Origin of the sequence: Streptomyces sp. NPDC051684, assembly GCF_044453445.1 — a bacterium.
GTDB lineage: Bacteria > Actinomycetota > Actinomycetes > Streptomycetales > Streptomycetaceae > Streptomyces.
This window is the reverse complement of the sequence record NZ_JBITCS010000010.1, coordinates 193,787-217,932: the sequence shown is the minus strand read 5'-3', so window position 1 is coordinate 217,932 and position 24,146 is coordinate 193,787. Positions and strand designations below refer to the sequence as shown.

Below are 24,146 nucleotides of genomic sequence, written 5' to 3'. Positions count from 1 at the left end.
CAACCGCTCAGCTGGACCGGTGCACCAGCTCGGTGAGCAGGATCTGGGTGCGGGTGTGGGCGAATCCGGGCATCTGTTGCAGCCGGAGTATCACCTGTTCAAGGTGGTCGGTGTCCCGCACCTGCACCAGGACCTGCGCATCGGCGTTGCCCGCCGTCGTCCAGGCCCGGACGATCTCCTCCTGCTCGTTCAGCGAGGCGATCAGCTCCGCCCGCGACGTGCTGGGCGCGACGTAAAGTCCGATCAACGCCTGTACGCCGAGGCCGAGTTGCCGCTGGTCGACCCGCACGGTGTAGCCCCGGATGACACCCGTCTCCTCCAGGCGTGCGATGCGCCGCTTCACCGAGGAGGCGGCGAGCCCGGAGACGCGCGCGAGGTGTTCGAGGGAGGCCCGGGCGTCCATCGCCAACTCGCGCAAGATTCCGCGATCCGTATCCTCCATGCGTCGAATCCTTGCACTGGCACGACGAGTTGCGCCGGTTCCATCGACAATCGTTGCACCCGGAACCTAGCTTCCGGCGCATGCAGACCACGATGCTGTCCGCCCTCGCCGCGGACCTGTTCGACGTCAGCGCCGAGGCCGTGCCGCTGCCCGGCGAAGCCACCGACAACACACGTCTGGACGTGGAGGGCAGGCCGCGGTACCTGCTCAAGATGTACGCGGCCGACACCAGCCCCGTGGAGATCGAGCTCCAGGAGACCCTGCTCGCCCGCCTGGTGGGCACCGAACCCCGCCTGCCCACCGCCTCGTTGGTGGCCGCCGACACCGCGACCGTGGCCGGGGAGCGGCGCACCGCGCACCTGCTGGAGTGGCTCCCGGGAACCCCGTACTCGCAGGCAGGACCGGCGGACGCGCGCAGGCTGCACGCCCTCGGCTCAGCCGTCGCGACCCTGGACGGTGTCCTCGCCGGGTTCGAGCACTCCGCGCTCGACCGCGACTTCCGCTGGCACCCGCTGCGCGCGGGAGACCTCGAACGCGCGGTGCCGCATGTCACCGATGACGTACGGGAGTTCACCGCGAACGCCCTGGCCGGGCTCGACGAACTGCTGCCCGAGCTGCGCGCCCTGCCGCAGCAGGCGATCCACAACGACGCCAACGTGCTCCTCGACGCGGACGGGCGGATCGCCGCCATCATCGACTTCGGCGACGTGGTGCGCGCCCCGCGGATGTGCGGGCTCGCCGTGGCCGCGGCCTACGCCCAGCTCGGGCAGGCCGACCCGGTGGCCGCGGCCTGCGCGGTGATCGCCGGGTACCACGCCGAGGCCCCGCTGTCGGCGGCGGAGCTGCGGCTGCTGCCGGACCTGATCAACGCCCGCCTCGCGATGAGCATCGCCAACGCCGTCGAACAGCGCGCCGTGTGGGCCTTCGAACGGCACGGGGTGGTGCCGGACATCGTCACGCTGGGCAAGCCGATCGGCAACGGCCACCCCGTCGCCGCGGTGGTCACCACGCCAGAGATGGCCCGCAGGTTCCGGACCGGCATGGAGTACTTCAACACCTTCGGCGGCAACCCCGTGTCCTGCGCGGACGGCTGACCGCGATGGCGCAACACCACCCGGCGATCGGCGACGTACGCGGGCGGGGCCTGTTCCTCGGCGCGGACCTCGTCGCCGACCGCACCACCAAGGAACCGGACCGCGCGCTGGCCAAGCGGGTGGTGGAGCTCGCGAAGCGCGACGGCGTGCTGCTGTCCACGGACGGCCCCGGCGACAACGCCCTCAAGATCAAGCCACCCCTGGTGCTCAGCCTGGACCAGGCCCACCGCGCCGCCGATGTCATCGAACGCGCACTGACGGAGGCGACCGCCACTCGGTGACACACCCACCACGCACCCGGTACGGGTCAGCTGTCGAAGTCGACGGTCAGGGAGTCGGACACGGCGAAGGTCTGGCAGGTGAGGACGTAGCCCGCGTCGACCTCGGACTGTTCGAGGGCGAAGTTGCGACGCATCTCGGCCTCGCCGTCGCACACCAGCGCGCGGCAGGTGCCGCAGACGCCGCCCTTGCAGGCGAACGGCACGTCGGGGCGGGCCTGTTGGGCGCCCTCCAGGATGCTGCGGTCGCGCGGCAGCGGGGTGGTGCTCGTGCGGCCGTCGAGGCTGATGGTCACCTCGCTGACGGGGCCGTCCGCGGGGGCCTCGGTGTGCTGTGCCTCGCGGACCGGTTCGTCGTCGGCGTAGAAGAGTTCCTGGTGGACGCGGTCGGCGGGTACGTCGAGGCCGTCGAGGACGCCCTGCGCGTCGCGGACCATGCCGTGCGGGCCGCACAGCCACCAGTGGTCGGCGTCTCCGACGTCGACCAGCGAGCCGATGAGTGCGGCGAGGCGGTCGGCGTCGAGGCGGCCGGAGAGCAGCTCGGCCTCGCGCGGCTCGCGGGACAGCACGTGCCCGAGCTGGAAGCGGGTGGGGAACCGGTCCTTGAGGTCGGCCAGTTCGTCGGCGAACATCACGGTGCTGGAGCGCCGGTTGCCGTAGAAGAGGGTGACGCGGGAGCGGTCGTCGGCGGCCAGCACCGAGGCGGCGATGGACAGCATCGGGGTGATGCCGGAGCCCGCGGCGATCAGGACGTGGTGGCCGGGTTCGGCGAGGTCGGGGGTGAACAGGCCGGTGGGCGCCATGACCTCGATCTCCTCCCCCGCGCGGACGTCGTTGACCAGCCAGGAGGAGAACAGGCCGCCGGGGACGACGCGCACGCCGATCCGCGGGCCGCTGCCCACCGGTGAGCAGATCGAGTACGAGCGCCGCTCGTCACGGCCGTCGATCTCGCGGCGCAGCGTCAGTGACTGGCCGGGCGCGAACGCGAACTCCTCGGCCAGCTCGGCCGGGATGTCGAAGGTGATCGCGGCGGAGTCCTCGGTCAGCGGTTCCACCGCGGCGATCCGCAGGGTGTGGAACGCCGGGCGACGGCGGACCGGGGCGCCCGCGGAGGGCGCGGGAGCCGCCGTGGCGTCGGTGGTCTGGGCGGTCATCAGATCTCCTTGACCTGCTCGTACGGTTCCAGGCAGCTGCGGCAGCGGCGCAGCGCCCGGCAGGAGGTGGCGCCGAAGCGGGAGGTTTCCTCGGTGTCGGCGGAGCCGCAGTGCGGGCAGGGCACGACCCGTCGGGTCGGTGAGAGCACCAGGGGCAGCGGCCCGCTCTGGTGCCTCGGAGCCGGGCCGGGCGGCGCGATGCCGTGCTCGGTGAGCTTGCGGCGGCCGTCCGCGGAGATCCAGTCGGTCGTCCACGGCGGGTCGAGGACGGTCTCGATACGGACGTCGGTGAACCCGGCCGCCTCCAGGCGCACCGCCAGATCGGCCCGCATCTCGGCCATCGCGGGGCAACCGGAGTACGTGGGCGTGAGGGTGGCGGTCACCGCACCGTCCGCGCCGGTCTCCACGGCGCGCAGCACCCCCAGCTCGGCGAGGGTGAGCATGGGCAGCTCCGGGTCCACCACCTGCGCGGCCACCTGCTGCGCGCTCAGCGTCCCGGCCGCCGTCACCATGTCGCGTCCGGGTGGGCACGGGCCACGCTCTGCAACTCGGCCAGCAGCGGCTCCAAGTGCTCCGTGCGATCGCCGGCTCGGCCGGAACCGGGCACGGGGGCCGCCGCGGAGTCGGTCAGCCCGGCGGCCTGCGCCACCTGCGCCAGGACGGCACGCGTCGTGTCGGCCACCGACCGGGCCGAGGCACCGAAGTCCTCCGCGATCCCGTCCTCGTGCAACTCCCGCAGCCATGGCGTGAGTTCGTCCCACGCCGCCTGCATACGCCGGTGCGACTCCTCGGTCCCGTCGCCGAGGCGGACGACCCACTCGGCGGCGTACTGGCGGTGGTACGCCAGCTCCTTGGCGCCCTTGGCCGCCACCGCCGCGAGCACCGGGTCCGCGCAGCCGATCAGCTCCTCGAAGAGCGCGAGCCGCCAGGCGGACTGCACCAGGAGGCGGCCGACACAGAACGCGAAGTCCCCGCCCGGCAGTTCCGCCAGGCGCACACTGCGGAACTCCTCCGCGTCGCGGAAGTACGCGTACGCGTCCTCGCCGCGGCCGCTGCCGTCGGCCTGGCCGGCCCTGGCGTACAGCAGGCGGGCCTGGCCGAGCAGGTCGAGGCCGATGTTGGCGAGGGCGACCTCCTCCTCCAGCTCCGGGGCGCGGGTGCACCACTGGGCGAGGCGCTGCGCGGTGACCAGCGCGTCGTCGCCGAGCGCCGTGCAACAGGCCGCGAGCGCACGGCCGTCGACGCACTCGGGCAGCGAGGTCGCCACCCCGTGCAGCGGGTCGGCGAAGCCGGTGCCGAAGGCCCAGCGCGCGTCGCCCTCCTCGTCGGCCCCGACATCGGCCAGGGCCAGGTACACCTGATCGTCACTCATGTCTGCTCCTGGTCCGGCTAGATGTGCGGGACATCCGCGGGGATGTCGTAGAACGTCGGGTGGCGGTAGACCTTGTCACCGCTGGGCTCGAAGAAGGGGTCCTTCTCGTCGGGCGCGGAGGCGGCGATGCCCTCGCTGCGCACGGCCCAGATGCTGACGCCCTCGTTGCGCCGGGTGTAGAGGTCGCGGGCGTGGGTGAGGGCCATCCGGTCGTCGGCGGCGCGCAGCGAGCCGACGTGCACATGGTTGAGTCCGCGCTTGCTCCGCACGAAGATCTCGTACAGCGGCCACTGGCCGTTCGTCCCGCTCATGCGACGTGCTCCTTGTCTTCCTGGTCTGCCGGCTCTGCCCGACGGGCCTGCTTCGCCGCGTGCGACGCGGCGGCTTCGCGCACCCAGGCGCCGTCCTCGTGCGCCGCGCGCCGCCGGTCGACCCGCTCGGCATTGCACGGCCCGTCGCCCTTGATGACGCGCATCAGCTCGGAGAAGTCCGGGGTGCCGAAGTCGTGGTGGCCGCGCTCCTCGTTCCACCGCAGTTCGGGGTCGGGCAGCGTGACGCCGAGCTTCTCGGCCTGCGGGACGGTCATGTCGACGAACTTCTGGCGCAGTTCGTCGTTGGAGTGCCGCTTGATGCGCCAGGCCATCGACTGCGCGGAGTTGGGCGAGTCGTCGTCGGGCGGCCCGAACATCATCAGCGAGGGCCACCACCAGCGGTCGACGGCGTCCTGCACCATGGCGCGCTGCCCCTCGGTGCCGCGCATCATCGTCATGAGCAGTTCGTAGCCCTGGCGCTGGTGGAAGGACTCCTCCTTGCACACCCGCACCATGGCCCGCGCGTACGGACCGTACGAACTGCGGCACAGCGGCACCTGGTTGCAGATCGCCGCGCCGTCGACGAACCAGCCGATGACACCGACGTCCGCGTAGGTCGGCGTCGGGTAGTTGAAGATCGAGGAGTACTTCTGGCGGCCCGAGATCAGCCGCCCGGTCAGGTCGTCGCGGTCCGCGCCGAGCGTCTCGGCCGCCGAGTACAGATACAGGCCGTGCCCGGCCTCGTCCTGCACCTTCGCGAACAGGATCGCCTTGCGGCGCAGCGAGGGCGCCCGGGTGATCCAGTCGCCCTCCGGCTGCATGCCGATGATCTCCGAGTGGGCGTGCTGAGCGATCTGCCGGATCAGCGTCTTGCGGTAGCCCTCGGGCATCCAGTCGCGCGGTTCGACGCGCTGGTCCTTGGCGATGGTGCGCTCGAAGTGTGCTTGGAGGGGATCGAGGGTGCCGCCGTCGACGCTCTCGTTGTCGTATGCCGTGGAACTCATGATCGGCTCACCTTCTTCTCCGGTCCCCGCTTGTTCAGGAAGTGCGTCATCCGTTCCTTCTTGTCCTGTCCTTCGAACAGCACGGCCTGCGCGAGGTCGTCGGCGACCGGATGCGCTCCGGGCGCGTCGACGACGAGCTTGGTCAGCCGCAGCGCGGTCGCCGACGAGCGGGCCATCCGGTCGAGCAACGCATGGGCCCGCTCAGTCAGTTCGTCGGCCGGTACGACCTCCATGACCAGGCCGCACGCGAGCGCTGCCGCCGCGTCGAGGGTGCGCCCCGCCAGCAGCACCTGCTTGGCGACCGACTCGCCGACCAGTTCCGGCAGCCGCCAGGAGGCCCCGGCCGCGGCGAGGATGCCGAGCCCGGGCTCCGGGTTGCCGAAGACCGCGTCGGGCCCGGCGATGCGGACGTCGCAGGCGTACGACAGCTCGGCGCCGCCGCCCAGCGCCCAGCCGTCGACCGCGGCGACGGTCGGCATCGGCAGCCGCCGCACCCGCTCGAAGAGCCGGCTGTTGATCCCGCGCAGGGCGTCGTCCCGGCCACGGGCCAGCAGCTCGGCGATGTCGGCGCCGCCCGCGAAGACCCCGCCGTGCCCGGTGAGCAGCAGCAGCCGGGGCTCGCGCTCCAACGCGTCGCACACCGCGTGCAGTTCGTCGATCATCCGCCCGCTGATGGCGTTGCGGGCCTCGGGGCGGTGCAGGGTCACGACGACGCGGTCGTCGCGCTCCTCGACGCGCAGCGTCTCGTACGCCTCCGTGGGCGTCGCCGCGCTCATACCCGCTCCACCAGCATCGCGACGCCCTGTCCTACGCCGACGCACAACGTGGCGAGGCCCCTTCGGGCGCCCTCGCGCTCCAGGCGGCCCAGCAGCGTCAGCAGGATGCGGGCGCCGGAGCAGCCGAGCGGGTGGCCGAGCGCGATGGCTCCGCCGTCCGCGTTGACCGTGTCCGGGTCGAGGCCGAGGCGGCGGGTGACCGCGAGCGCCTGGGCGGCGAACGCCTCGTTCAGCTCGACGGCGTCGAGGTCGGACACCTTCCAGCCCGCCCGGTCGAGCGCCTTCTGCGTCGCCGGTGCGGGGCCCAGGCCCATGAGGTTGGGCTGGACTCCCGCCGACGCGGAGATGACCACACGGGCCCGGGGCGTGAGGCCGTACCGCTCCACGGCCGCCGCGCTCGCGACGACCAGGGCCGCCGCGCCGTCGGACAGCGGCGACGCGGAGCCCGCGGTCACGATGCCGTCCTTGCGGAACACGGTCCGCAGGGAGCCGAGCTTGTCCAGCGTGGTGCCGGGGCGGGGGCCCTCGTCCCGGGTCACTTCGCCGTCCTTGACGGGCACCGGCACGATCTCCCGGTCGAAGCGCCCGGCCTCCTGCGCGGCAATGGCCCGCTCGTGGCTGCGCAGCGCGAAGGCGTCGGACTCGGCGCGGGTGATGCCGTCGAGGGCGGCGACCTCCTCGGCCGTCTCGCCCATGGAGAGCGTCGTCTTGACGGTCTCCGGACCCGATCCGGCGGTGTCGCGGTCGGCGGCGGAGAAGCGCGGGTTGGTGAAGCGCCAGCCCAGCGACGTGTCGTGCACCTCGCCTGGCCGGGCCCAGGGGGTGCCGGGCTTGGCCATCACCCAGGGGGCGCGGGTCATCGACTCGACGCCACCGGCGACGACCAGATCCGCCTCTCCCCCGCGGATCGCCTGCGCCGCCGACGCGACGGCGGTGAGGCCGGAGGCGCACAGCCGATTGACGGTGTAGCCGGGCACGGTGTGCGGCAGCCCGGCGAGCAGCGCGGCCATGCGCGCCACGTCGCGGTTGTCCTCGCCCGCCTGGTTGGCGGCGCCGAGCACGACCTCGTCGACGGCCTCGGCCGGGACACCGCCGCGCCGCACGGCCTCGCCGACCACGAGCGCGGCCAGGTCGTCGGGGCGTACGGAGGCGAGCGCGCCGCCGTAGCGACCCTGCGGGGTGCGGGCGCCGTCGACGAGGTAGACCTCGCCAAGAGCCTTGTCAGGCACGGGAATTCTCCTCACCGGCGGCGGGCTCGGCGGCGTCCGCGGGGACGTGCCGACGCGACTGAAGGGTGTCGAAGCGGCCCGTGATGAACGCCGAGTCGGTGAGCGTCGCGGAGGCGGCGGCGTTGGCGGCGCTGCCGTGGAAGTCGCTGAACGCGGCGGTCTGGTTGGAGAACACCGCGCCGGTCAGGTTCTCCGAGAGGTGCACGCCCGCTTCCAGGGCCGCGAGCCGCGCGGCGGCGAGGGTGTCCTCGCCGGTGGCGTGCACGGTCGAGGTGAGCGCGCCGTGCTCGCCGACCGTCTCGGTGAAGAGGCGCAGGCTGTGCTCGGTGGAGTCGGTGGCGATCACGAAGGAGATCGGGCCGAACCACTCGCGGGTGAAGATCTCCCGGCTGTCGGCGTCGGCCGTGTCCAGCAGGGCGACGTGCGGAGTGCGCAGCGTGGCGCCCTCGTAGTCGGGGTGCTCCAGGGCCTGCGTGGGGTGGACGGGCTTGCCCAGACCGGCCGCGGCATCGAGGCGCTCGTTCACCGAGGCACTGACGATCGCGCCGAGCGTGCCCGCGGCGCGCTGCGGGTCGCCGAGGAGCTTGTCGAGCGCGAGGCCGAGGTCCTCGGCGAACTCGGCGGCCGTGCGCGGGCCCTGCTCGGTGCGGAGGCCGTCGCGCGGGACCAGGAGGTTCTGCGGGGTGGTGCACATCTGGCCGCTGTAGAGGGACAGCGAGAAGGCGAGGTTGCGCAGCAGGCCCTTGTAGTCGTCGGTGGAGTCCAGGACGAACGTGTTGAGCCCGGCCTTCTCGGTGTAGACGACGGCCTGGCGGGCGTTGTCCTCCAGCCAGTTGCCGAACTCCTTGGAGCCGGTGAAGTCCACGACCCGTACGGCGGAGTGCACGGCCAGCTCGGCGGCGGTGCGCTCGCCGGTGCCCTCGGCCGCCAGGAGCACGACGTCCGGGTCGAAACCGGCCTCGGCGAGCACCTCGCGGGCGATACGGACGGTGAGGGCGAGCGGCAGCACGGCGCCCGGGTGCGGCTTGACGACGACCGGGTTGCCGGTGACGAGGCCGGCGAACAGGCCCGGGTAGCCGTTCCAGGTCGGGAAGGTGTTGCAGGCGACGAGGAGGTTGATGCCGCGGCCGACGGGGGTGAAGGTCTTCTCCATCACCAGGTCGTCGCCCTTGCGCTGCGGCTTGGTCCAGCGGGCGGTCGTCGGGAGCTTCTTCTGCTCGGCCCAGGCGTACGCCACGGCCTCCAGGCCGCGGTCCTGGGCGTGCGGGCCGCCCGCCTGGAAGGCCATCACGAACGGCTGGCCGGTCGTGTGGTGCACGGCGTGCGCGATCTCGAAGCTCGCGGCGTTGAGCCGGGCCAGGATCTCGGCGGCGACACCGGCGCGCTGGTCCGCGGTGGCGGCGCGCCAGGCCGGGGCGGCGGCCTTCGCCGCGGCGACGGCCTCCTCGGGCGTCACGCGGGGGTAGTCGATGCCCAGGTCGAAGCCGTACGGCGAGCGCTCCTGCGGGGAGACGGTCCCGTTGCCGGGGTGGCCGGGTATCTCGAAGGCGGCGTCGAGGCGCGCACGGAAGGCGGCCTCCCCCGCGGGCGCCGCCTCGGCGCCGTACACCTTGGGGCTGGGGGACTCCGCGTACGCCGACCAGTGGTCGCGCTCGGAGGCGGCGACGACGGCCCGCTCCAGCAGGTTCTGGTGGCGGGCGAAGAAGTCGGGGCGCTGGCTGGGGGTCTCGGACAAGACAATCCACCTCTTGACAGGCACTTCAGATGCTGATTCCTTGATCGCGTCGTAACGCTAACCGAATGTTCGGTCGGGCAGCAAGGGTGGTCGATGAACTGTGGAAATATCCGATTCCGGGCAGCAGGCGGGTGAACCGGCGCCGACCGAGGGACCTGAGGGGCAGGCGGAGGCCGGTCCCGCGCAGAAGATGTTCGCCGCGGACAAGGCGTCCCGGCAGCTGGGCATCGAGCTGCTTTCGGCCGGCGAGGGGGCGGCCGAGCTGCGGATGACCGTGCGCGAGAACATGGTCAACGGACACGGCATCGCCCACGGCGGCTACGTCTTCCTGCTCGCCGACACGGCCTTCGCCTGCGCCTGCAACAGCCGCGGACCGGTGACCGTGGCCTCGGGCGCGGACATCACCTTCGTGGCACCCGCCGCCGAGGGCGACGTCCTGACGGCGACGGCGTGGGAACGCACCACCTACGGGCGGAGCGGAATCTACGACATCAGCGTCCGGCGGGGCGAGGAAGTCATCGCGGAGTTCCGGGGACGAAGCCGCGTGATCCGAAGTGTGGAGGCATGACGATGGGCAGCAACACGCAAGTCACGACCGAATCGGGACGGCGGCTCGGCCCCGCACTCCCCGGTGAACTCCGGGACGCGGGCGAGCAGTTGGACCGCGCCGGACTCCGGGACCTGCAACTGACCCGCCTCCAGGCCACGTTGCGGCACGCCTACGACAACGTCGAGCTGTACCGCAAGAAGTTCGACGCGTCCGGGGTGCGACCCGAGGACTGCCGCACCCTGGAGGACCTCGCGCGCTTCCCCTGCACCACCAAGGCGGACCTGCGCGACACCTACCCGTTCGGCATGTTCGCCGTCCCCATGGCGGACGTGCGCCGCATCCACGCCTCCAGCGGCACGACAGGACGCCCGACCGTCGTCGGCTACACCGACAACGACCTGTCGATGTGGGCCGACGTCTTCGCCCGCTCGATCCGCGCCGCGGGCGGCCGCCCCGGCCACAAGGTGCACAACTCCTACGGATACGGCCTGTTCACCGGCGGCCTCGGCGCCCACTACGGGGCCGAGCGGGCCGGCTGCACCGTCATCCCGGCCTCCGGCGGCATGACCGCACGCCAGGTTCAGATCATCCAGGACTTCCAGCCGGAGATCATCCTCGTCACACCCTCCTACATGCTCACGCTGCTCGACGAGTTCGAGCGCCAGGGCATCGACCCGCGCAGCACCTCGCTGGAGATCGGCATCTTCGGCGCCGAGCCGTGGACCGAGGCGATGCGCCGGGAGATCGAGGACCGCATGGGCATCCACGCCGTTGACATCTACGGGCTCTCCGAGGTCATCGGCCCGGGGGTCGCCCAGGAGTGCGTGGACACCAAGGACGGGCTGCACATCTGGGAGGACCACTTCTTCCCCGAGGTCGTCGACCCGATCACGGGCGAGGCACTTCCCGACGGGGAGGAGGGCGAGCTGACGTTCACCTCCCTCACCAAGGAGGCGCTACCCATCATCCGCTACCGCACCCGGGACCTGACCCGCCTGCTGCCCGGCACGGCCCGGGCGCCCTTCCGCCGGATGCAGAAGGTCACCGGACGCTGCGACGACATGATCATCCTGCGCGGGGTGAACGTCTTCCCCAGCCAGATCGAGGAGATCCTCCTCGGCACGCCAGGCGTCGCCCCGCACTTCCAGCTGGAGCTGAGCCGGCGGGGCCGCATGGACCACCTGACCGTACGGGTCGAGGCACGCGCCGACACCGGCGCCGAGCGGCGCTCGGCTGCCGCCGCGGAGATCGCCAAGGGTGTCAAGGACGGCGTCGGCATCAGTGTCGGGGTCGACATCGTGGCCCCGGAGACACTGAAGCGCTCGATCGGAAAGATCAAACGGATCATCGACAACCGGGACTGACTGATCTGCTGATCCGGTGATTCCGAAGGACCGGCGCCCGCCCGCGAAGGGCAGGGCGCCGGTCCCTTTTCGCGCCAACGGCCGCCGGAGTCAGGGGCCAGGGTGACGACGGCCGGGCTCCCGTACAGGACCTTGTTCATACGACTGACAAGAAGCTGTCATACGCGGACCGGAATGCGGGTTCGCCCGGCACCCGTTCCGACTGACATGACTGTTGGAGTAGCACTCAACGCGGCCGACGCGCCGAACCAGGTCGACGCCACCGTTCAACTGGCGTGGGAGGCCGCGGAGTTCGGTGTCACGTCGGCCTGGTTCGGGCAGACCTTCGGCGCGGACTCGCCCCAGCTCGCGGCCATCGTCGGGCGCGAAGTGCCCGGCCTTCAGGTCGGCACCTCCGCGATCCCCGTGTTCGGCCGGCACCCGCTCCTGGTGTCCAGTCAGGCCCAGACCGCCCAGGCCGCGACCCACGGCCGATATCACCTCGGTCTGGCCCTGGGCACGAAACTGCTGACGGAGACGGGCTTCGGTCTGCCCTTCGAACGCCCCGTCGCCCGGCTGCGTGAATTCCTCACCGGGCTGCGCGAGCTGACCGAGACCGGCGCGGCCGACTTCCACGGCGAGCTGCTCACCGCCACCACACCGGTCCCGGCGCGGGTACCGGGCGCCGAGAACGGCGTCCCCCTGCTGGTCGCCGCGATGGGCCCGCAGGCCCTGCGGGCGAGCGGCGAGTTGGCCGACGGCATCCTGCCCTATCTGGCGGCACCGCGTGCCCTGGCGGACCACATCGTGCCCGCGCTGACCGCCGCGGCCGAGGCCGCCGGCCGTCCGGCGCCCCGGGTCGTGGCCCTGGTGCCCGGCGTGGTCACGGACGATGTCGACGCGGTGCGCGCCAAGGCCACGGAGAACCTCGCGTTCTACGAGCAGATCCCGTCCTACGCGCGGGTCATCGAACTGTCCGGCGGTCGGCGGGCCGCGGACCTGGCCGTGATCGGCGACGAGAAGGCGCTCGAGACCGAGGTGCGCCGTTACCGCGACGCCGGCGCCACCGAGGTCGTGTTCTCGGGCACCGAGATCGCGGGAGACGCCGATCGCCGACGCACCTGGCGGCTGCTCGGTGAACTGGCCCGCTGAGCACACCTGCCAGCCCGACAGCTCCCTGCACGTCTCCCTGTGCGTCGGCGACACCACGGCCGGTCAGCGTTCCGGGACCGTCAGCCGCTCCGTGGACCTGAGGTTCTCGTCCACCTCGCGCTCGGTGAAGTACGTCGGCTTGTGGCGCCAGTTGACGTACAGGTCGAGCTGGTCGGAGTAGTGCGGTGACCGGGTGCCGTCGGATGCGGTGAAGCCGCTCTGGCCGGGCGGCAGCACATCATGGCCGGAGATCCGCTCGGGTGTGGCCACCATCAGGTCGTTCTCGGTGCCGCGGTTCATGAAGACCGGCCCGGAGAGCTCGGCACCCTTGTCCGTCATGGGGATGCCGAGGTAGCTGCTCGTGCCGAAGGTGTGTCCCGCGACGGGCGCCAGCCACTTCGCGGTGTCACCGCTGCCGTACGTGTCGGTGAGCGAACTCGCCGTCGTACGCAGGGCCTTGCGAATCACGTCCGTGACACTGCGGCCGTCGAGCAGGTCCACGCGCTGGGGCACGGAGGCGTCCTTGCCGAGCAGGGCGTTGTAGAGGACCTGGCCGCCGGCGGTGACATGCTGGCTGCCCGGCGTCGGCTTGCCCGGCTCGGCGTACTCCGTGGTCGTGTACTTCGCGGCGACGTCCTTCGGCAGGGTCTTGCCGAGGGTATCGGCGAGGGCGGCGTTCAGCCAGGTCCGCATGATGGCGCTGCCGGGGCTGTCGTAGCGCCCGTCACGGTCGTCGTCGGTGTTGCGCCCGTCCCATTTGGCCAGGGCATCGGCCGCGCGCCGCTCCGGACTGTCGGCCGGGAGACCGGCGGTGGCCTTGCGGACGAGCGGCCGGAACCAGTCCGCGTTGACATCCGTGAGGGCGGCGTTCTTCATCATCCGCCACAGGTCGTCGGCGCTGATGCGCTGCTGCGCGGCGAGCTGCTTCTGCAGCAGCACGACGCGGTCGGCCCTGGCCCACGGGGTGAAGTCGGAGTTCGGGTAGCCGGGCGCGGGCGAGTTGTTCCAGTTGGCCAGGTAGCCCTCGCGCGGGTTGAGGACATGCGGATTGCCGGTGGCCACGGGCTGAGTGCCCCGCCACTCCATGGCTCCGCTGCCGTCGGCGGGCAGCCGCCGGTCCTGGCCCGTGGGACGCTCGGGGAAGTGTCCGGCGAAGAAGTAGCCGATGTTGCCGTGCCGGTCGCTGTAGTACCAGTTGATGCTGATGGCCAGGCGGCGCGCCTGCTTCTCCCACTCGGCGTGGTCGCGGGCCTGCGTGGAGTCGACCCAGGCGAACAGCGACTCCAGCTCCTTCCCCGCCCAGCTGCGCTTCTTGGTGTACGCGACGCCGCGGTCGGCGTCGACGGCGACGACGGGCCCGTGCACCGTGGAGCGCACCGTGACCTTGCGGTCGGCGGCGCCCTTGACCCGTACGGTCTCGGTGCGCGTGGTCATCGCCCGATAGCCGCCGCCATGGCGGTAGCGCCGGCGATCGGCGGGATCGAGGCGTTCCTCGTAGATGTCGACGGTGTCACCGTTGCCGGCCGTCGCGCCCCAGGAGATGTCGGCGTTGTGCCCGAAGAGCACCACGGGGTATGCGAAGGGCGTGTTGCCGACGACGTCGAACCCGGCGCCGTGCAGCCCGACCTCGTACACGTAGGACGGGTTGAACGAGCCGAACTGCGGCCCGTTGAGCAGCAGACTCTCGGCGCCGCGGGCGCGCTTCTTGCCGACGAGCATCATGTTGGAGAAGCGCGGTTGGCGGGCGGGGGCCCAGAGGGCGGACAACTGCTCGGTGACGGCGGCGCGGTCACGCTTCTTCGCACCCTTCGCACCCTTCGCACCCTTGGCACTTACGGCCTTGGGAAGCTGTTCCTCGGGCGGGACGGCGGCCGGGGGCGCACCGGCCCGCAGCCCGTTGACGGCCCCGGACGCGGGCAACTCCGCAGGTCCTCCTCGCCCGCCCGACACCCGACTGCCACCATCGGCGGCGGAGATGGTCGACGGCGCCTTGGGATCGACCTTCCAGTGCAACTGGTCGAACACCTCACGCCCGCGCTTCGTCCCGAACTTCGCCTCCAACTGCCGAAGTTGGGCGAGATTGTCCAACTCGGCGTTGTAGTCGGAGAAGCGGATGGCCATCGTGCCGACGGTGACCATCGCGACGTCCAGACCGGTCCAGTGCTTCGGGGTGAAACCGAAGTCGTAGTACTCCTTCGGCAGCAGCCGGTCCCGGTCGGCGAGCGCCTTGTCGATCCAGGTGTTCAGGCCGCGCGCGTAGCCGTCGAGGATGTCCCGGTCGCGGGAGGACAGCGCCTCGTACTGCTTGCGCACCGAGTCGGTGTCGACGTTCCCGCGCACGGCGGAGTCGAAGTCGGCGTAGTCGGCGCCGAGCACCTCCGAGACGGTTCCCTCGGCGCCGCGCCGGGTCATGTCGAGCTGGAACAGGCGGTCCTGGGCGGCGGCGTAGCCGTATCCGTAGAACAGCCCGAACGTGGTGCCGGAGTAGATGTTGGGGGCGCCCCACTTGTCGCGCTTGATGGTGACGGCCCCTTGCCGCAGCGACGTGACGGAGACACCGGCGCCGCCGTCGCCGTCCGTCCCGACACCAGCACCCGCACCCGCACCCGCACCCGCATGCGCTGGTGTCACGGCGGCCGCGGCCACCAGCAGACCGGCCCCCAACACACCGACAAGGCGCCGCGCCCGGCGCCGGGGTTGGACCGTCGCGGGATCCGCACTCACAGGTATGGGCTCCGCAGGCATGGACTCCGCAATCACAGGATGGTTCCACCTTCCGTCGAGTCACCAAAGGGAATTGACCACGACGCCGGGATCCCACGGCGCTCTCGTGGACCGCGCTCCGGGGGCGGGGTGGTTTCGGGGTCGCCGCACCACCACGACCGCGCACGGCCGGAGCAGGACGTCCGGCACACCGGCCGAACGATCGGTTGGTTCAAGCGAGGGGAGTTTCGCAGCATGCACACGCCACGTCAATGACATGTCCCGCGACCTGACCGCCCGTCACCGACACCCGGAGGCACCACGACGCAGACGTGAGTCACTCACGGTGGGCGACCGGCTACGTCATGACACCCACCCACATCCTCAGTCGCTTCCTGGGACTCGCGGTCGCCTCACTCACGGTGGCGGCCGGCGCCCTCACGACGCCCGCGGCGGCCCTGGAGCCGTCGCCGACGTCCGACCCGCTGCCAACACTGACCGTGGATCGCGGCTACGAGGACGAGAACCCGAGCGGCAAGGAGGGCGGCGAGTTCGACGGCGACGCCCGCCTTCTCGACGCCTCGGGAAAGGCGGTGGGCCGGTTCTTCTACGACTGCACCACCCAGTCGCCCGGGAAGACGACGGTCGGCGCACTCGACCATCCCGCGCGTCACCCACTCCGCGGTGACCGGAGGCACGGGCGACTTCAAGGGCGCGACGGGGCAGGCGACTTGGCTCCCGACGGGGGAACCGGACACCACGGTGGTCGTCTTCGACCGAGGCCGACACGGCCACGCACGGGCTGCGGCCGGTCGGCCTTCCGCTCCAGGTCGCCGTGCGCCGCTCAGGCCGCCACCACAGCCCCCTCCTGCGCATAGAAGATGTCGATGTCGACCTCCTCGCCGCCGACGGTCCGGGTGTCCCAGGGGCCGCTGCGAAGGAGGGTGTGGAGCGTCTCGCCGCGCAGCGTCTCCAGGTGGGATCGCAGCTGGGCGTCGTCCGGCATGCCGGGGAGGCGTGACGCCAACCGGTCTCGGATGGAGCACAGTTGGTCCAACAGCGCCTCCAGGTCGACCTCACGGCTGCGGGGGTCGTCCGCCGCGTCCGTGAGGCTCTGCTCGATCACTTCCTTGATCGCGGCGGTCTCCCCGTCCTCGTCCGTGGTGATCATGGCGTTCCAGGCGCGGCTCTTGTGCCGGTACTGCAGCATCGACATCGCGGCCTCGTGCCGTACGAAGTCGGCGTCCCTGAACGGTTGCCCGCGCCATGTCCCGCTGAGTGTCCGGGCGAGCGAGACCGCCGATCCCAGACCGCTGTTGAGGCCGCGACCCGGCCAGAAATGGATGGCGTTGGCGGCGTCGCCGAGCAGGAACCCGTACGTGCCCGGGGTCGTGGCCGTGACCGCGTACAGGCGTGCGGTGAACCTGGTGCGCTGCACCATGTCCAGGCGGAACGCGGTGACCGCGGTCAGGTCCTCCTCGGCCACGCCGAACAGCCGCAGCCCTTCCCCCACGCGCTTCCACAGCGCCGAGCTCTTGATGAGAGCGGGCAGGAACAGGGTGCGGTGGGTGTCGCAGAGGAAGTCGCCGTCCGTGCCGCGGTTCATCACGCACGGGCGGGAGGCGATGCACTCCTCGAAGACCTGCCGGACCGGGTCGATCCCCACCACCTCTCGCGCCTCGCTGTCCGTGAGCCGCATGTTGAGGAAGCCCTCACCGCGCAGCGAGTTGAGCAGGAAACGGTTCTGCGCGACGGTGAGCAGCACGGACATCGGGTCGCTGAGGCCGGACTTGACCTTGAGGCCGAGGACCACGTCCTGAAGGTGCGCGCCCTCGAGCGAATAGATCGACGAGTCGGCCCGGCCGAACTTGCCCGCGAAGTGCTCCCGGGTCCGCGAACGGCCCCCCTCGCAGACGGCGAGGACATGGCCGGCGGCCGCCACCTCCCGGTGCTCGACGGCATCGAAACGCTCGGGGACCAGCCGGATCCGGTCGGACTTCTCACCGGCGAGTTCAAGGAGTGCGTCCTCGACGTGGGAGATACGGATGTTGCGCGGCGCGCGGCCGTCGACGGAGTCCGGACCCGACGGCCACATCTCGCTGTACCGGCCCTCCTGGAAGAGCCGGTCCCTGATCTCCTCCGCGAGCCCCATGTACTGCCGGCTCTGCACCGTGACCACCTGCTGGCGCCGGACGTTGCCCTGCTTCTCGTCCTTCCACACCACCCGGCCGCCGTCACCGTCACCGTCCCGGGTCCAGCGGCCGTCGTACACCGTGATGCGAACCCGGCGGCCGAGCAGCGATTCCAGCTGGAGCGCGAAGGCGAGACCGACCGGGCCGCCGCCGGAGACCGTGACTTCCAGCACCGGCCCCGGCTCTGCCAGCGGTGGCGGGGTGAGGGCGTCCAGGACCGACAGATCCAGGATCGTCTCCATCGGGGCTGCCGCCTCGAAAGTGAAGGACTCCTCTCCGATGGTGAACAGATCGCCGGGCTGCAGCACATGCGACGTGGCGCGTTCCCCGTTCACCAGGGTGCCGTTGGCGCTCCCCCTGTCGTAGAGGACGAAGCCGTGCCCCTCGCGGCGTACCTCCGCGTGCAGCCGCGAGATGCTCACATCGGAGATCACCACGCTGTTCCCGCTCCTGCGCCCGAAGGTGAGCGGCTTGCTCCCGATCGCGAACCTCTTTCCGGCCAGCGCTCCATGGTGGCCGACAATCTCTGGAGGCATGTCCCCCACACTCCGTCCCACTCGTCCCGTGAGCCACCTTGCCCACGCGCCCTGCCCGGGCCGCCGTCCGCGGACGCCAGTGGCTCTCCCCTGTCGGTGCGGTACATACGAAGGTACGGGGCAACTCGCGTAGGTGTTCAGAGCGTTGCCCCGTCAACCTCTCCTCTGCCCGCCGAACCGAGGTGTTCGCGCCACGCGGGCGTGCCCGGTCGGCGGGCCCGCGCGGCGGGCTCGGCGTCCCCGCTCCGGATCGAAACGCCAAGGGCCCCCGCCTCACGCGCAACGGAAGGATGGGGCGGCGATTACTGCACCCGGGCCTGGTGGGGATGGTTCGGGTCGGTGGGGCAGGCGTACAGCTGGAGGGTGGCCGCATCGGCCACCTGGAGCATTGCGGGGGTCGGGGATGTCCCGTGGTCTTCCAAGGGGGTCCAGGAGGCGGACTCGTCGGTCCACTCGGTGGAGGCGAGGGTGAGGAGCGGGGTCATCCGCGCGCCACAGGCGGAGCAGGGGACGGGTTCGGGGTCGGTCAGGCCCCAGGCGGGCCAGCCGCCGGCCTTCGAACCGGGGGCGTAGGAACGGTCGTTGAGGTAAGCGAGCTCGTCGCCGTCCCAGGTGTCGGGGTCCTCGATGCGGGCGGCGAGGTCTGGCTCCAGCTCCATGGGGTCGGGGAACTCGGTGACCTGCTCGGGGGCGAGGAGGCAGGGCTCCGGGAGGCTGCCCTCGCACTGGACAGCGGGGGGCTGCGGCGCAGGCTCCTGAAGCGGCTTCGCGATCGCCTCGGCGGTGCGCCAGTGCAGGCGGTGGCGGGTTCGGCCTGGCCTGGGTGGTCGAAGGGGCACCACAGGAGTTGCAGCAGGTCGACGTCGTGCGGCGGGTGCAGGCCGGGGACCTCGGCAACGTACAGCTGTGCCACCGGGAGCATCGCCACCGGCTCACCCGGCTGGGGCTATGCGCGGCCCACTCGTGCGCGTTCGCGCTGGTCCTGCTCCTGCGGGGTGAGTGCGCGCCCGGCCGCGGCCGGGCGCAGACGGCGCAGCACGCGGACGTCGTCGGGCGTCGGGATGCTGCGGCCGTCCGGCTCGTGCGGGCCCTCTCAGTGGGGCCAGGGCTCGTCGGCGGGCCACAACAGCGGCCCGCCGATCGAGCTGTCGCGCGGGGTGGGCGACCCGGGCCGCGGGTGCAGCCGGGTCGCAGTGCGGGCCAGGGGAGCCAGTTCGGGGACAACCGCTGCGGCGTCGTACGGCCGCGGCAGGGTGGTGCGGTGCAGAACGGTGCCCATTTCCGGCTCCCTCATGACGCGTTGCTCGCCGTGCTCCGGATCAGTTTCCGAGGTTGACGCTACCCGGGCCGGTGTTCCCCACGATGCGGAACCAGAACAGCGACCGCGAGCTGCCGTTGTCGCGCTGGAGCGTGGCGCTCATGAGGATCGAGGACGGGATGGTGCTCGTCGCGTCCCGATAGAGCGGCGTCACGCGGTAGTAGACGGCGCCGTTGCGGCCCAGGTCGTTGGCCACCGCGTTCTGGACGATGGTCTCGTAGGTACGCATACTGCCGGCGCCGGTGTTCACGCCGACCTGGAAGCAGGGCACGAGGTTCGTCTCTTGGTGGCGGGCGGACTGGCCCTTGCCGCCGAGGATGTTGGCGCCGCCGTTCCGGGTCAGGCAGGCGCTGGCCTCGGAGGCGCGCCGGCCGGGTCCGTCCTGCGCGCTGGTGGTCTTGTTGCGGTGATCGACGCCGACGCTGGTGTTGCGGATCCAGCCGGTGCCCGCGGGCTCGGTGCCGGAGGACACGTTCTCCAGGCAGGAAGCCTTGGGTTCGGTGAGGTACTCGAGCTCGGTCGGGCCGCCGCTGGTGCAGACGTTGCCGTTCCACAGCACGGCGTTGGATGCGACGGGGGCCACCGAGGCGAAGTACCAGCCCTCGGACTCGTCGTTGTCGCTGTTGTACTCGCCGTCCCAGCTTCGCTGGAGGGCCAGGCCGCCGGCGCTCTCGTAGTCGTCGGCGAAGCCGGGGCCGGTGAGGGCGACGACCCACGTGTAGGCGACGGCGGGCTGCTTCAGATCGAACCCGGTGCGCATGCGGACCGGGTAGCCGTTGGACTTCTGGTGGAGCGTGACGTAGGAGCTGCCGCAGTTGCCGTAGACGGTTCCCTTGGTGCTGACGTCGCCGTCCGCGCCGTGTGCGGCCAGGGCCTTGGCGATCCGGTCCTTGGCGGAGGCGGGGATCCGAACGGTCTTCCCGTTGTCCAGCAGTACCTTGAGGTTGCCCTTGCTGTCGGGGGTGCGGGTGACCAGCTTCTCCACCGGTATCTCGCGCATGGTGGCCTTGGCGGTGCGGTCGGCACCCTCCCGGGCGGCGTCGGTGGCGGTGGCGGTGGCAGGTAAGGAACCGGTGCCGGCGGATAACGAGTCGGTGCCGGTGCGGCTGCCGGAGTCGGCCGGTGCCGCGGCCGCCGACGAGGTGCCGCCGAGCACCATCGTGAGCGCGGCTGCCACGGCGGTCACCGCGGCCAACGGGCGGACCCGGGTCAACCCTCTGCTTCTCTGCACGTTCTTCCCCCACTTTCCAATTGCGGCCATGGGTGCGGAGGGTCACCGAAAGGCGCGTGTCCCCCACTGCGTCTGGTCTGACGGTGGGGCACGCTATGCAGCGAGTCATGGACGCGACAAGAGAGCGCTGTGTCTCTGACGTCGCCATTCGGCCCCTCCAAGGGGGCTGAAGCCGAATGACGATGCGTGAAGATCCAACTCGCCCTGCACTGCGACGAGTCCGCAGGTATCAGCGGGAACCACGTGAAGTCGTCACAGGTCTGTCCGAATCGGAACCGACCGCAGCCGTCCGGGCGGTGCCAAATGACGACGTCAGGACCATGCACGGTACAGGCCGTCAGTTGAGAGTTGACCGAATCCAGCCCGGCGCAACGCGGGCGCGCGTGGTGGGTGGTGACACGGATCGTCAACTGTTTGATTCTCGCGGGCCTGGTCGCTGACCAGGCCCTGCGTAGGGTTCAAGGAAGGTTCAGGCACATCCCCGAGAGAAGGAAACACACCCCCTATGCGTGCCCTTGTGGTCGATCATGGTGAGGCCGGACCCGTCCGGTTCGCCGATGTCGATGAGCCCGTACCGTCCGCCGGCGAGGCGCTGGTGGAGATACGGCACATCGGTCTCAACTTCGGAGAGCTGAATTACGTGCATCAGTGGCCGGCCGGCGCCGTGCACGGTCACGACGCCGCCGGCATCGTGGTGCGCGCCGCGTCCGACGGCTCGGGGCCGCCCGAAGGCACACGCGTCGCGGTGGGGATGGCTCCTCACGCGTGGGCGGAGCGGGCGGCAGTCGACCCGGCCTCGCTCGGCACCGTTCCCGATGGCCTGGATCTGGCCGACGCCGCCGCGCTGGGGATCGCCGGGGTCACCGCACTCAGAGTGCTGCGCAAGCGTTCCCTGCTGGCGCGCCACGTGCTGATCACCGGCGCGAGCGGGGGCGTTGGGCACTTCGCCATCCAGCTCGCGGCGCTGGCGGGCGCCCGGGTGACGGCACTCGTCGGGGCGCCGGAACGGTCCGCCGGGCTCCGCGAGCTCGGGGCCGACAAGGTCCTGACCGACCTGGCCGGGACCGCGGACCGGTTCGACCTCGTCCTGGACACCGTCGGCGGGCCGCTGGTGGCCCAGGCGTGGAGCGCCCTCGCCGAGGGCGGCACCATCCACCTGGTCGGCTACTCCTCGGGGCAGGAAACCACGTTCCCGGCAGGGGACTTGTTCGGCTTCGGCGAACCCCGGAGCATCGCCACCTTCGGCGACATGACGCCGACCAGTGGGGAGTTGACGGATCTGCTGGGCCTCATGGTCGCGGGGAGGCTCACGGCACCGGTCGGACTGCGGGGCGACTGGCGGGACGTGGACGACGCCGTCCGGGCGCTGTTCGCGCGGAAGGTGCACGGAAAGGTCGTTCTCGACGTGACTTGAAGCCGTCGACGAGGGCACGTGCATCGACGGGCGGCAGGCAGCAGGCAGCAGTGGACGAGAATGGCTCCATGGATGTGCTGGCAGAGGTCTTGCGTGTGTCGGGTGCGCGAGGGGCACTCGGGGTCAGGCTGAAGGCCGGAGGAAGCTGGGGCCTGCGGCTGGACTCCTCTCCAGGTGCGGCACTGCACGTGGTGTCCCGCGGCACGATGTGGCTCCACGTCCCGGCCGAGAAGCCACTTCAAGTGCGGGCCGGAGACGCCGTCCTGGTGTCACCGGGCACCGCACACGGCATAGCCGGCAGCGCCGACGCGACGATGGGCTCCTGCGACCGTGCCGCGGCGGCCCGGGCCTTCGGCGACGGCCGAGCCCTGCGGCTGGGCTCGGCGCCCGTACTGACGGAAGTGATCGTCCTGCGCTACGAGCAGGACCCGGAGGTGCACACACCGGTGCTCACCTCCCTCGCCCAGCCGATGCATGTCACCGCCCGGGAGAACGCGCAGCTCGGACGAACCGTCGAACTTCTCGCCGCCGAGCTCGCACAGCCGCAGATCGGCACCACCGCCGCCGTCAACAGCATCGTCGACCTACTGCTCGTCCAGTTCGTACGCGCCTGGCTGGCCCGCAACCCGCAGGAGCAGGCCGGCTCATGGCTGGGAGCGATGCGTGATCCGGTCGTGCGCGAGGCTCTGACATGTGTCCACGCCCGACCGGAACGCCCGTGGACCACCGAGACCCTGGCCGCCGCGACGAACGTCTCCCGCGCGACGCTGTCCAGGCATTTCCGGTCCGCCCTCGGCCAGACGCCGGGCGCCTACGTGACACAGTGGCGCATCGACCTGGCGTGCGTACGGCTCCGCGACACCGAGGAGCCGGTCGAGTCGATCTCCGGCGCGGTCGGCTACGCCTCTCCGCACGCCTTCAGCCGTGCCTTCCGCCGCGCCCGAGGCACGTCCCCGGGCGAGTACCGTTCTCGGCTTCGCAAGTGACCCGGCGTCGGGACTGGTGGGCTCGCATGTTGGGGCACCACCCATGAACCGCTGACCGCGGGTGGGGGCCCGCCGACCGGTCCCCACCCCCGGCGCCGCGGACCACCCTCACGGGGAGCTCCGCGCCCGACCATCCTCACCAGGCCGCGCCGCAGCGCACAGTGCCCACAACGAAGGTGCCTGGACGTTGCACGAAACGCTCCCCTGCCGTGCCGACGGTATGCCAGGCTTTTCCGTATGTTGATCATGCGTTTGGCGCGTTGCCGCGTCGACCGGCACCAGGCGGACGGCACCCGCTCGTGACGCCCGACGGCCTTCCCCCGCAGCACGCCGCGCCCAGGCACACGAGCTTCTCCTCGACCGACCCGGACGCGGTGCGCACGTTCCTGGACTGTGCTTACGAGCTGAATGTGCGCATGACCACCCCCAGGAGCGGGCGCGCTTTCCGCCACAGCCGCACCGACGCCGGCACCTTCGCGGTCGACGACGTCGACACACCTCTGGACCTGAATGTCGCCGCCCGCATGGACTCCTTGCTGATCGTCGGAGTCCGTCGGGGCACTTTCGCCCACCAATGCGCCGGATTCGACGAACGCTTCGCCGTCGGCGACGTCTTCATCCAGGCGCTGCCCGACCGTACCTACCGGTCCTCCACCCACGACGCGGCCCTGCAGGCCGTTCTCCTACGCCCGTCCCTCTTGCACGAGGCGGCCGGTCAACTGCCCGGTGAACCGCTCGGCGCCTGGCAGTTCACCGGGCTGCGGCCCTCATCTCCGCAGCTGGCCGAACTCTGGAAGAGCACCGTCCGCCACATCGCCCATCACGTGCTCGCCAACGACGAAGCCGCCGGCCAGCCCTTGCTCATCGGCAATGCCTCCCGGTTGCTCGCCGCCACGGCCCTCACCGTCTTCCCCAACGACGCCCTGCCGCCCGCCCCGCCACGACGCGCGAGCGCACCCGTGCCCGCCACCGTGCGGCGTGCGATGTCCTTCATCGACGACCACGCCCATCGCGACATCGGGCTCGCCGACATCGCTGCCGCCGCCCATGTCACCCCTCGGGCACTGCAGTACGCCTTCCGAAGGCACCAGGACACGACTCCCCTCGCCTACTTGCGCGTCGCGCGCCTGGCCAATGCCCACCGTGACCTGCTGGCCGCGGACCCCGACAGCACCACCGTGGCCGCCATCGCCGCCCGCTGGGGCTTCCTTCATCCCGGCCGGTTCACGGCCCAGTACCGCAGCCAATACGGTCACAGTCCGTCCACCGCCCTGCGCCAATAGCCGCCCGCACGACAAGGGTTGACGGGGACGGCATCGCCGGTGA

General features: G+C 71.3%; 21 protein-coding genes and 1 pseudogene. 8 read left to right on the top strand and 14 right to left on the bottom strand.

The annotated features are described in order from the left end of the window. Nucleotides 1-7 precede the first annotated feature (7 nt). Nucleotides 8-442, bottom strand: coding sequence for an Lrp/AsnC family transcriptional regulator (locus ACIA8D_RS15230; protein ID WP_399232181.1), 435 nt, complete (start codon nucleotides 440-442; stop codon nucleotides 8-10). Between the two features lie 80 nt (nucleotides 443-522). Here ACIA8D_RS15230 and ACIA8D_RS15225 point away from each other — a divergent pair. Then, nucleotides 523-1,817: pseudogene (locus ACIA8D_RS15225) on the top strand (aminotransferase class III-fold pyridoxal phosphate-dependent enzyme). Between the two features lie 26 nt (nucleotides 1,818-1,843). Here the strand turns inward: ACIA8D_RS15225 and paaE are convergent. Genes paaE through paaN form a run of 8 tightly spaced genes read right to left on the bottom strand, consistent with a single transcriptional unit; the run spans nucleotide 1,844 to nucleotide 9,395 of the window. Next, complete coding sequence (gene paaE, locus ACIA8D_RS15220; protein WP_399232180.1) at nucleotides 1,844-2,968, bottom strand: 1,2-phenylacetyl-CoA epoxidase subunit PaaE; 1,125 nt, start codon at nucleotides 2,966-2,968, stop codon at nucleotides 1,844-1,846. Continuing rightward, complete coding sequence (gene paaD, locus ACIA8D_RS15215; RefSeq protein ID WP_399232178.1) at nucleotides 2,968-3,480, bottom strand: 1,2-phenylacetyl-CoA epoxidase subunit PaaD; 513 nt, start codon at nucleotides 3,478-3,480, stop codon at nucleotides 2,968-2,970. The genes paaE and paaD overlap by 1 nt, the downstream gene beginning before the upstream one ends. Further along, on the bottom strand, nucleotides 3,474-4,340 hold the full coding sequence (gene paaC / locus ACIA8D_RS15210) for a 1,2-phenylacetyl-CoA epoxidase subunit PaaC (RefSeq protein WP_399232177.1): 867 nt from the start codon (nucleotides 4,338-4,340) through the stop codon (nucleotides 3,474-3,476). Before paaC ends, paaD begins: the two co-directional genes overlap by 7 nt. Nucleotides 4,341-4,357: 17 nt before the next feature. Then, nucleotides 4,358-4,651 carry a 1,2-phenylacetyl-CoA epoxidase subunit PaaB gene (gene paaB / locus ACIA8D_RS15205; protein WP_399232176.1) on the bottom strand — a complete coding sequence of 98 codons (294 nt, stop codon included), beginning with the start codon at nucleotides 4,649-4,651 and terminating at the stop codon, nucleotides 4,358-4,360. Next, a complete protein-coding gene (paaA, locus tag ACIA8D_RS15200; protein WP_399232174.1) occupies nucleotides 4,648-5,655 on the bottom strand; it encodes a 1,2-phenylacetyl-CoA epoxidase subunit PaaA in 1,008 nt (335 codons plus the stop codon). Before paaA ends, paaB begins: the two co-directional genes overlap by 4 nt. Continuing rightward, nucleotides 5,652-6,431, bottom strand: a complete 780-nt coding sequence (locus ACIA8D_RS15195; protein WP_399232173.1) for an enoyl-CoA hydratase/isomerase family protein — start codon at nucleotides 6,429-6,431, stop codon at nucleotides 5,652-5,654. Before ACIA8D_RS15195 ends, paaA begins: the two co-directional genes overlap by 4 nt. Continuing rightward, complete coding sequence (locus tag ACIA8D_RS15190; RefSeq protein WP_399232171.1) at nucleotides 6,428-7,660, bottom strand: thiolase family protein; 1,233 nt, start codon at nucleotides 7,658-7,660, stop codon at nucleotides 6,428-6,430. Before ACIA8D_RS15190 ends, ACIA8D_RS15195 begins: the two co-directional genes overlap by 4 nt. Beyond that, a complete protein-coding gene (gene paaN, locus ACIA8D_RS15185) occupies nucleotides 7,653-9,395 on the bottom strand; it encodes a phenylacetic acid degradation protein PaaN (RefSeq protein WP_399232169.1) in 1,743 nt (580 codons plus the stop codon). Before paaN ends, ACIA8D_RS15190 begins: the two co-directional genes overlap by 8 nt. Nucleotides 9,396-9,585: 190 nt before the next feature. Between paaN and paaI the strand changes: the two genes are divergently transcribed. From paaI to ACIA8D_RS15170, 3 genes are all read left to right on the top strand, one after another. Next, nucleotides 9,586-9,963, top strand: a complete 378-nt coding sequence (gene paaI / locus ACIA8D_RS15180) for a hydroxyphenylacetyl-CoA thioesterase PaaI (protein WP_399232232.1) — start codon at nucleotides 9,586-9,588, stop codon at nucleotides 9,961-9,963. A 2-nt stretch (nucleotides 9,964-9,965) separates the two neighbouring features. Then, complete coding sequence (gene paaK, locus ACIA8D_RS15175) at nucleotides 9,966-11,309, top strand: phenylacetate--CoA ligase PaaK (RefSeq protein ID WP_399232167.1); 1,344 nt, start codon at nucleotides 9,966-9,968, stop codon at nucleotides 11,307-11,309. A gap of 207 nt (nucleotides 11,310-11,516) precedes the next feature. Beyond that, complete coding sequence (locus ACIA8D_RS15170; protein ID WP_399232166.1) at nucleotides 11,517-12,440, top strand: LLM class F420-dependent oxidoreductase; 924 nt, start codon at nucleotides 11,517-11,519, stop codon at nucleotides 12,438-12,440. Between the two features lie 63 nt (nucleotides 12,441-12,503). On the opposite strand, the gene ACIA8D_RS15165 is transcribed toward ACIA8D_RS15170, so the two are convergent. Beyond that, entirely contained in the window at nucleotides 12,504-15,164 is a 2,661-nt protein-coding gene (locus tag ACIA8D_RS15165; RefSeq protein WP_399232164.1) for a penicillin acylase family protein, read from the bottom strand. Between the two features lie 311 nt (nucleotides 15,165-15,475). Here ACIA8D_RS15165 and ACIA8D_RS15160 point away from each other — a divergent pair, with 311 nt between their 5' ends. After that, a complete protein-coding gene (locus ACIA8D_RS15160; protein ID WP_399232163.1) occupies nucleotides 15,476-16,021 on the top strand; it encodes a hypothetical protein in 546 nt (181 codons plus the stop codon). Here the strand turns inward: ACIA8D_RS15160 and ACIA8D_RS15155 are convergent. The 4 genes from ACIA8D_RS15155 to ACIA8D_RS15140 all read right to left on the bottom strand — a co-directional run bounded on the left by ACIA8D_RS15155 (nucleotide 15,988) and on the right by ACIA8D_RS15140 (nucleotide 20,366). Next, nucleotides 15,988-17,871, bottom strand: a complete 1,884-nt coding sequence (locus ACIA8D_RS15155) for an FHA domain-containing protein (RefSeq protein WP_399232161.1) — start codon at nucleotides 17,869-17,871, stop codon at nucleotides 15,988-15,990. The two genes, ACIA8D_RS15160 and ACIA8D_RS15155, sit on opposite strands and share 34 nt — an antisense overlap. A 302-nt stretch (nucleotides 17,872-18,173) precedes the next feature. After that, a complete protein-coding gene (locus ACIA8D_RS15150; RefSeq protein ID WP_399232159.1) occupies nucleotides 18,174-18,530 on the bottom strand; it encodes a hypothetical protein in 357 nt (118 codons plus the stop codon). A gap of 434 nt (nucleotides 18,531-18,964) precedes the next feature. Continuing rightward, nucleotides 18,965-19,150: a hypothetical protein gene (locus ACIA8D_RS15145; protein ID WP_399232157.1), complete on the bottom strand. Its 186-nt coding sequence runs from the start codon at nucleotides 19,148-19,150 to the stop codon at nucleotides 18,965-18,967. Between the two features lie 40 nt (nucleotides 19,151-19,190). After that, nucleotides 19,191-20,366, bottom strand: a complete 1,176-nt coding sequence (locus tag ACIA8D_RS15140) for a hypothetical protein (RefSeq protein ID WP_399232155.1) — start codon at nucleotides 20,364-20,366, stop codon at nucleotides 19,191-19,193. A 559-nt stretch (nucleotides 20,367-20,925) separates the two neighbouring features. Between ACIA8D_RS15140 and ACIA8D_RS15135 the strand changes: the two genes are divergently transcribed. The 3 genes from ACIA8D_RS15135 (at nucleotide 20,926) to ACIA8D_RS15125 (ending at nucleotide 24,103) form a co-directional block, all read left to right on the top strand. Next, complete coding sequence (locus ACIA8D_RS15135; RefSeq protein ID WP_399232153.1) at nucleotides 20,926-21,834, top strand: zinc-binding dehydrogenase; 909 nt, start codon at nucleotides 20,926-20,928, stop codon at nucleotides 21,832-21,834. Between the two features lie 68 nt (nucleotides 21,835-21,902). Beyond that, complete coding sequence (locus tag ACIA8D_RS15130; protein ID WP_399232151.1) at nucleotides 21,903-22,820, top strand: cupin domain-containing protein; 918 nt, start codon at nucleotides 21,903-21,905, stop codon at nucleotides 22,818-22,820. A gap of 299 nt (nucleotides 22,821-23,119) precedes the next feature. Further along, nucleotides 23,120-24,103: a helix-turn-helix transcriptional regulator gene (locus tag ACIA8D_RS15125; protein WP_399232149.1), complete on the top strand. Its 984-nt coding sequence runs from the start codon at nucleotides 23,120-23,122 to the stop codon at nucleotides 24,101-24,103. The last annotated feature ends 43 nt before the right edge of the window (nucleotides 24,104-24,146 follow it).

What these genes read in the sequence shown, in the direction of transcription:
- ACIA8D_RS15135 (WP_399232153.1), top strand. Translation starts at nt 20,926, where the DNA reads ATGCGTGCCCTTGTGGTCGATCATGGTGAGGCCGGACCCGTCCGGTTC.
- paaD (WP_399232178.1), bottom strand. Translation starts at nt 3,480, where the DNA reads ATGGTGACGGCGGCCGGGACGCTGAGCGCGCAGCAGGTGGCCGCGCAG.
- paaC (WP_399232177.1), bottom strand. Translation starts at nt 4,340, where the DNA reads ATGAGTGACGATCAGGTGTACCTGGCCCTGGCCGATGTCGGGGCCGAC.
- paaE (WP_399232180.1), bottom strand. Translation starts at nt 2,968, where the DNA reads ATGACCGCCCAGACCACCGACGCCACGGCGGCTCCCGCGCCCTCCGCG.
- ACIA8D_RS15170 (WP_399232166.1), top strand. Translation starts at nt 11,517, where the DNA reads ATGACTGTTGGAGTAGCACTCAACGCGGCCGACGCGCCGAACCAGGTC.
- paaB (WP_399232176.1), bottom strand. Translation starts at nt 4,651, where the DNA reads ATGAGCGGGACGAACGGCCAGTGGCCGCTGTACGAGATCTTCGTGCGG.
- ACIA8D_RS15150 (WP_399232159.1), bottom strand. Translation starts at nt 18,530, where the DNA reads ATGGAGCTGGAGCCAGACCTCGCCGCCCGCATCGAGGACCCCGACACC.
- paaK (WP_399232167.1), top strand. Translation starts at nt 9,966, where the DNA reads ATGGGCAGCAACACGCAAGTCACGACCGAATCGGGACGGCGGCTCGGC.
- paaA (WP_399232174.1), bottom strand. Translation starts at nt 5,655, where the DNA reads ATGAGTTCCACGGCATACGACAACGAGAGCGTCGACGGCGGCACCCTC.
- ACIA8D_RS15230 (WP_399232181.1), bottom strand. Translation starts at nt 442, where the DNA reads ATGGAGGATACGGATCGCGGAATCTTGCGCGAGTTGGCGATGGACGCC.
- ACIA8D_RS15195 (WP_399232173.1), bottom strand. Translation starts at nt 6,431, where the DNA reads ATGAGCGCGGCGACGCCCACGGAGGCGTACGAGACGCTGCGCGTCGAG.
- ACIA8D_RS15155 (WP_399232161.1), bottom strand. Translation starts at nt 17,871, where the DNA reads ATGCCTCCAGAGATTGTCGGCCACCATGGAGCGCTGGCCGGAAAGAGG.
- ACIA8D_RS15145 (WP_399232157.1), bottom strand. Translation starts at nt 19,150, where the DNA reads ATGGGCACCGTTCTGCACCGCACCACCCTGCCGCGGCCGTACGACGCC.
- paaI (WP_399232232.1), top strand. Translation starts at nt 9,586, where the DNA reads ATGTTCGCCGCGGACAAGGCGTCCCGGCAGCTGGGCATCGAGCTGCTT.
- ACIA8D_RS15130 (WP_399232151.1), top strand. Translation starts at nt 21,903, where the DNA reads ATGGATGTGCTGGCAGAGGTCTTGCGTGTGTCGGGTGCGCGAGGGGCA.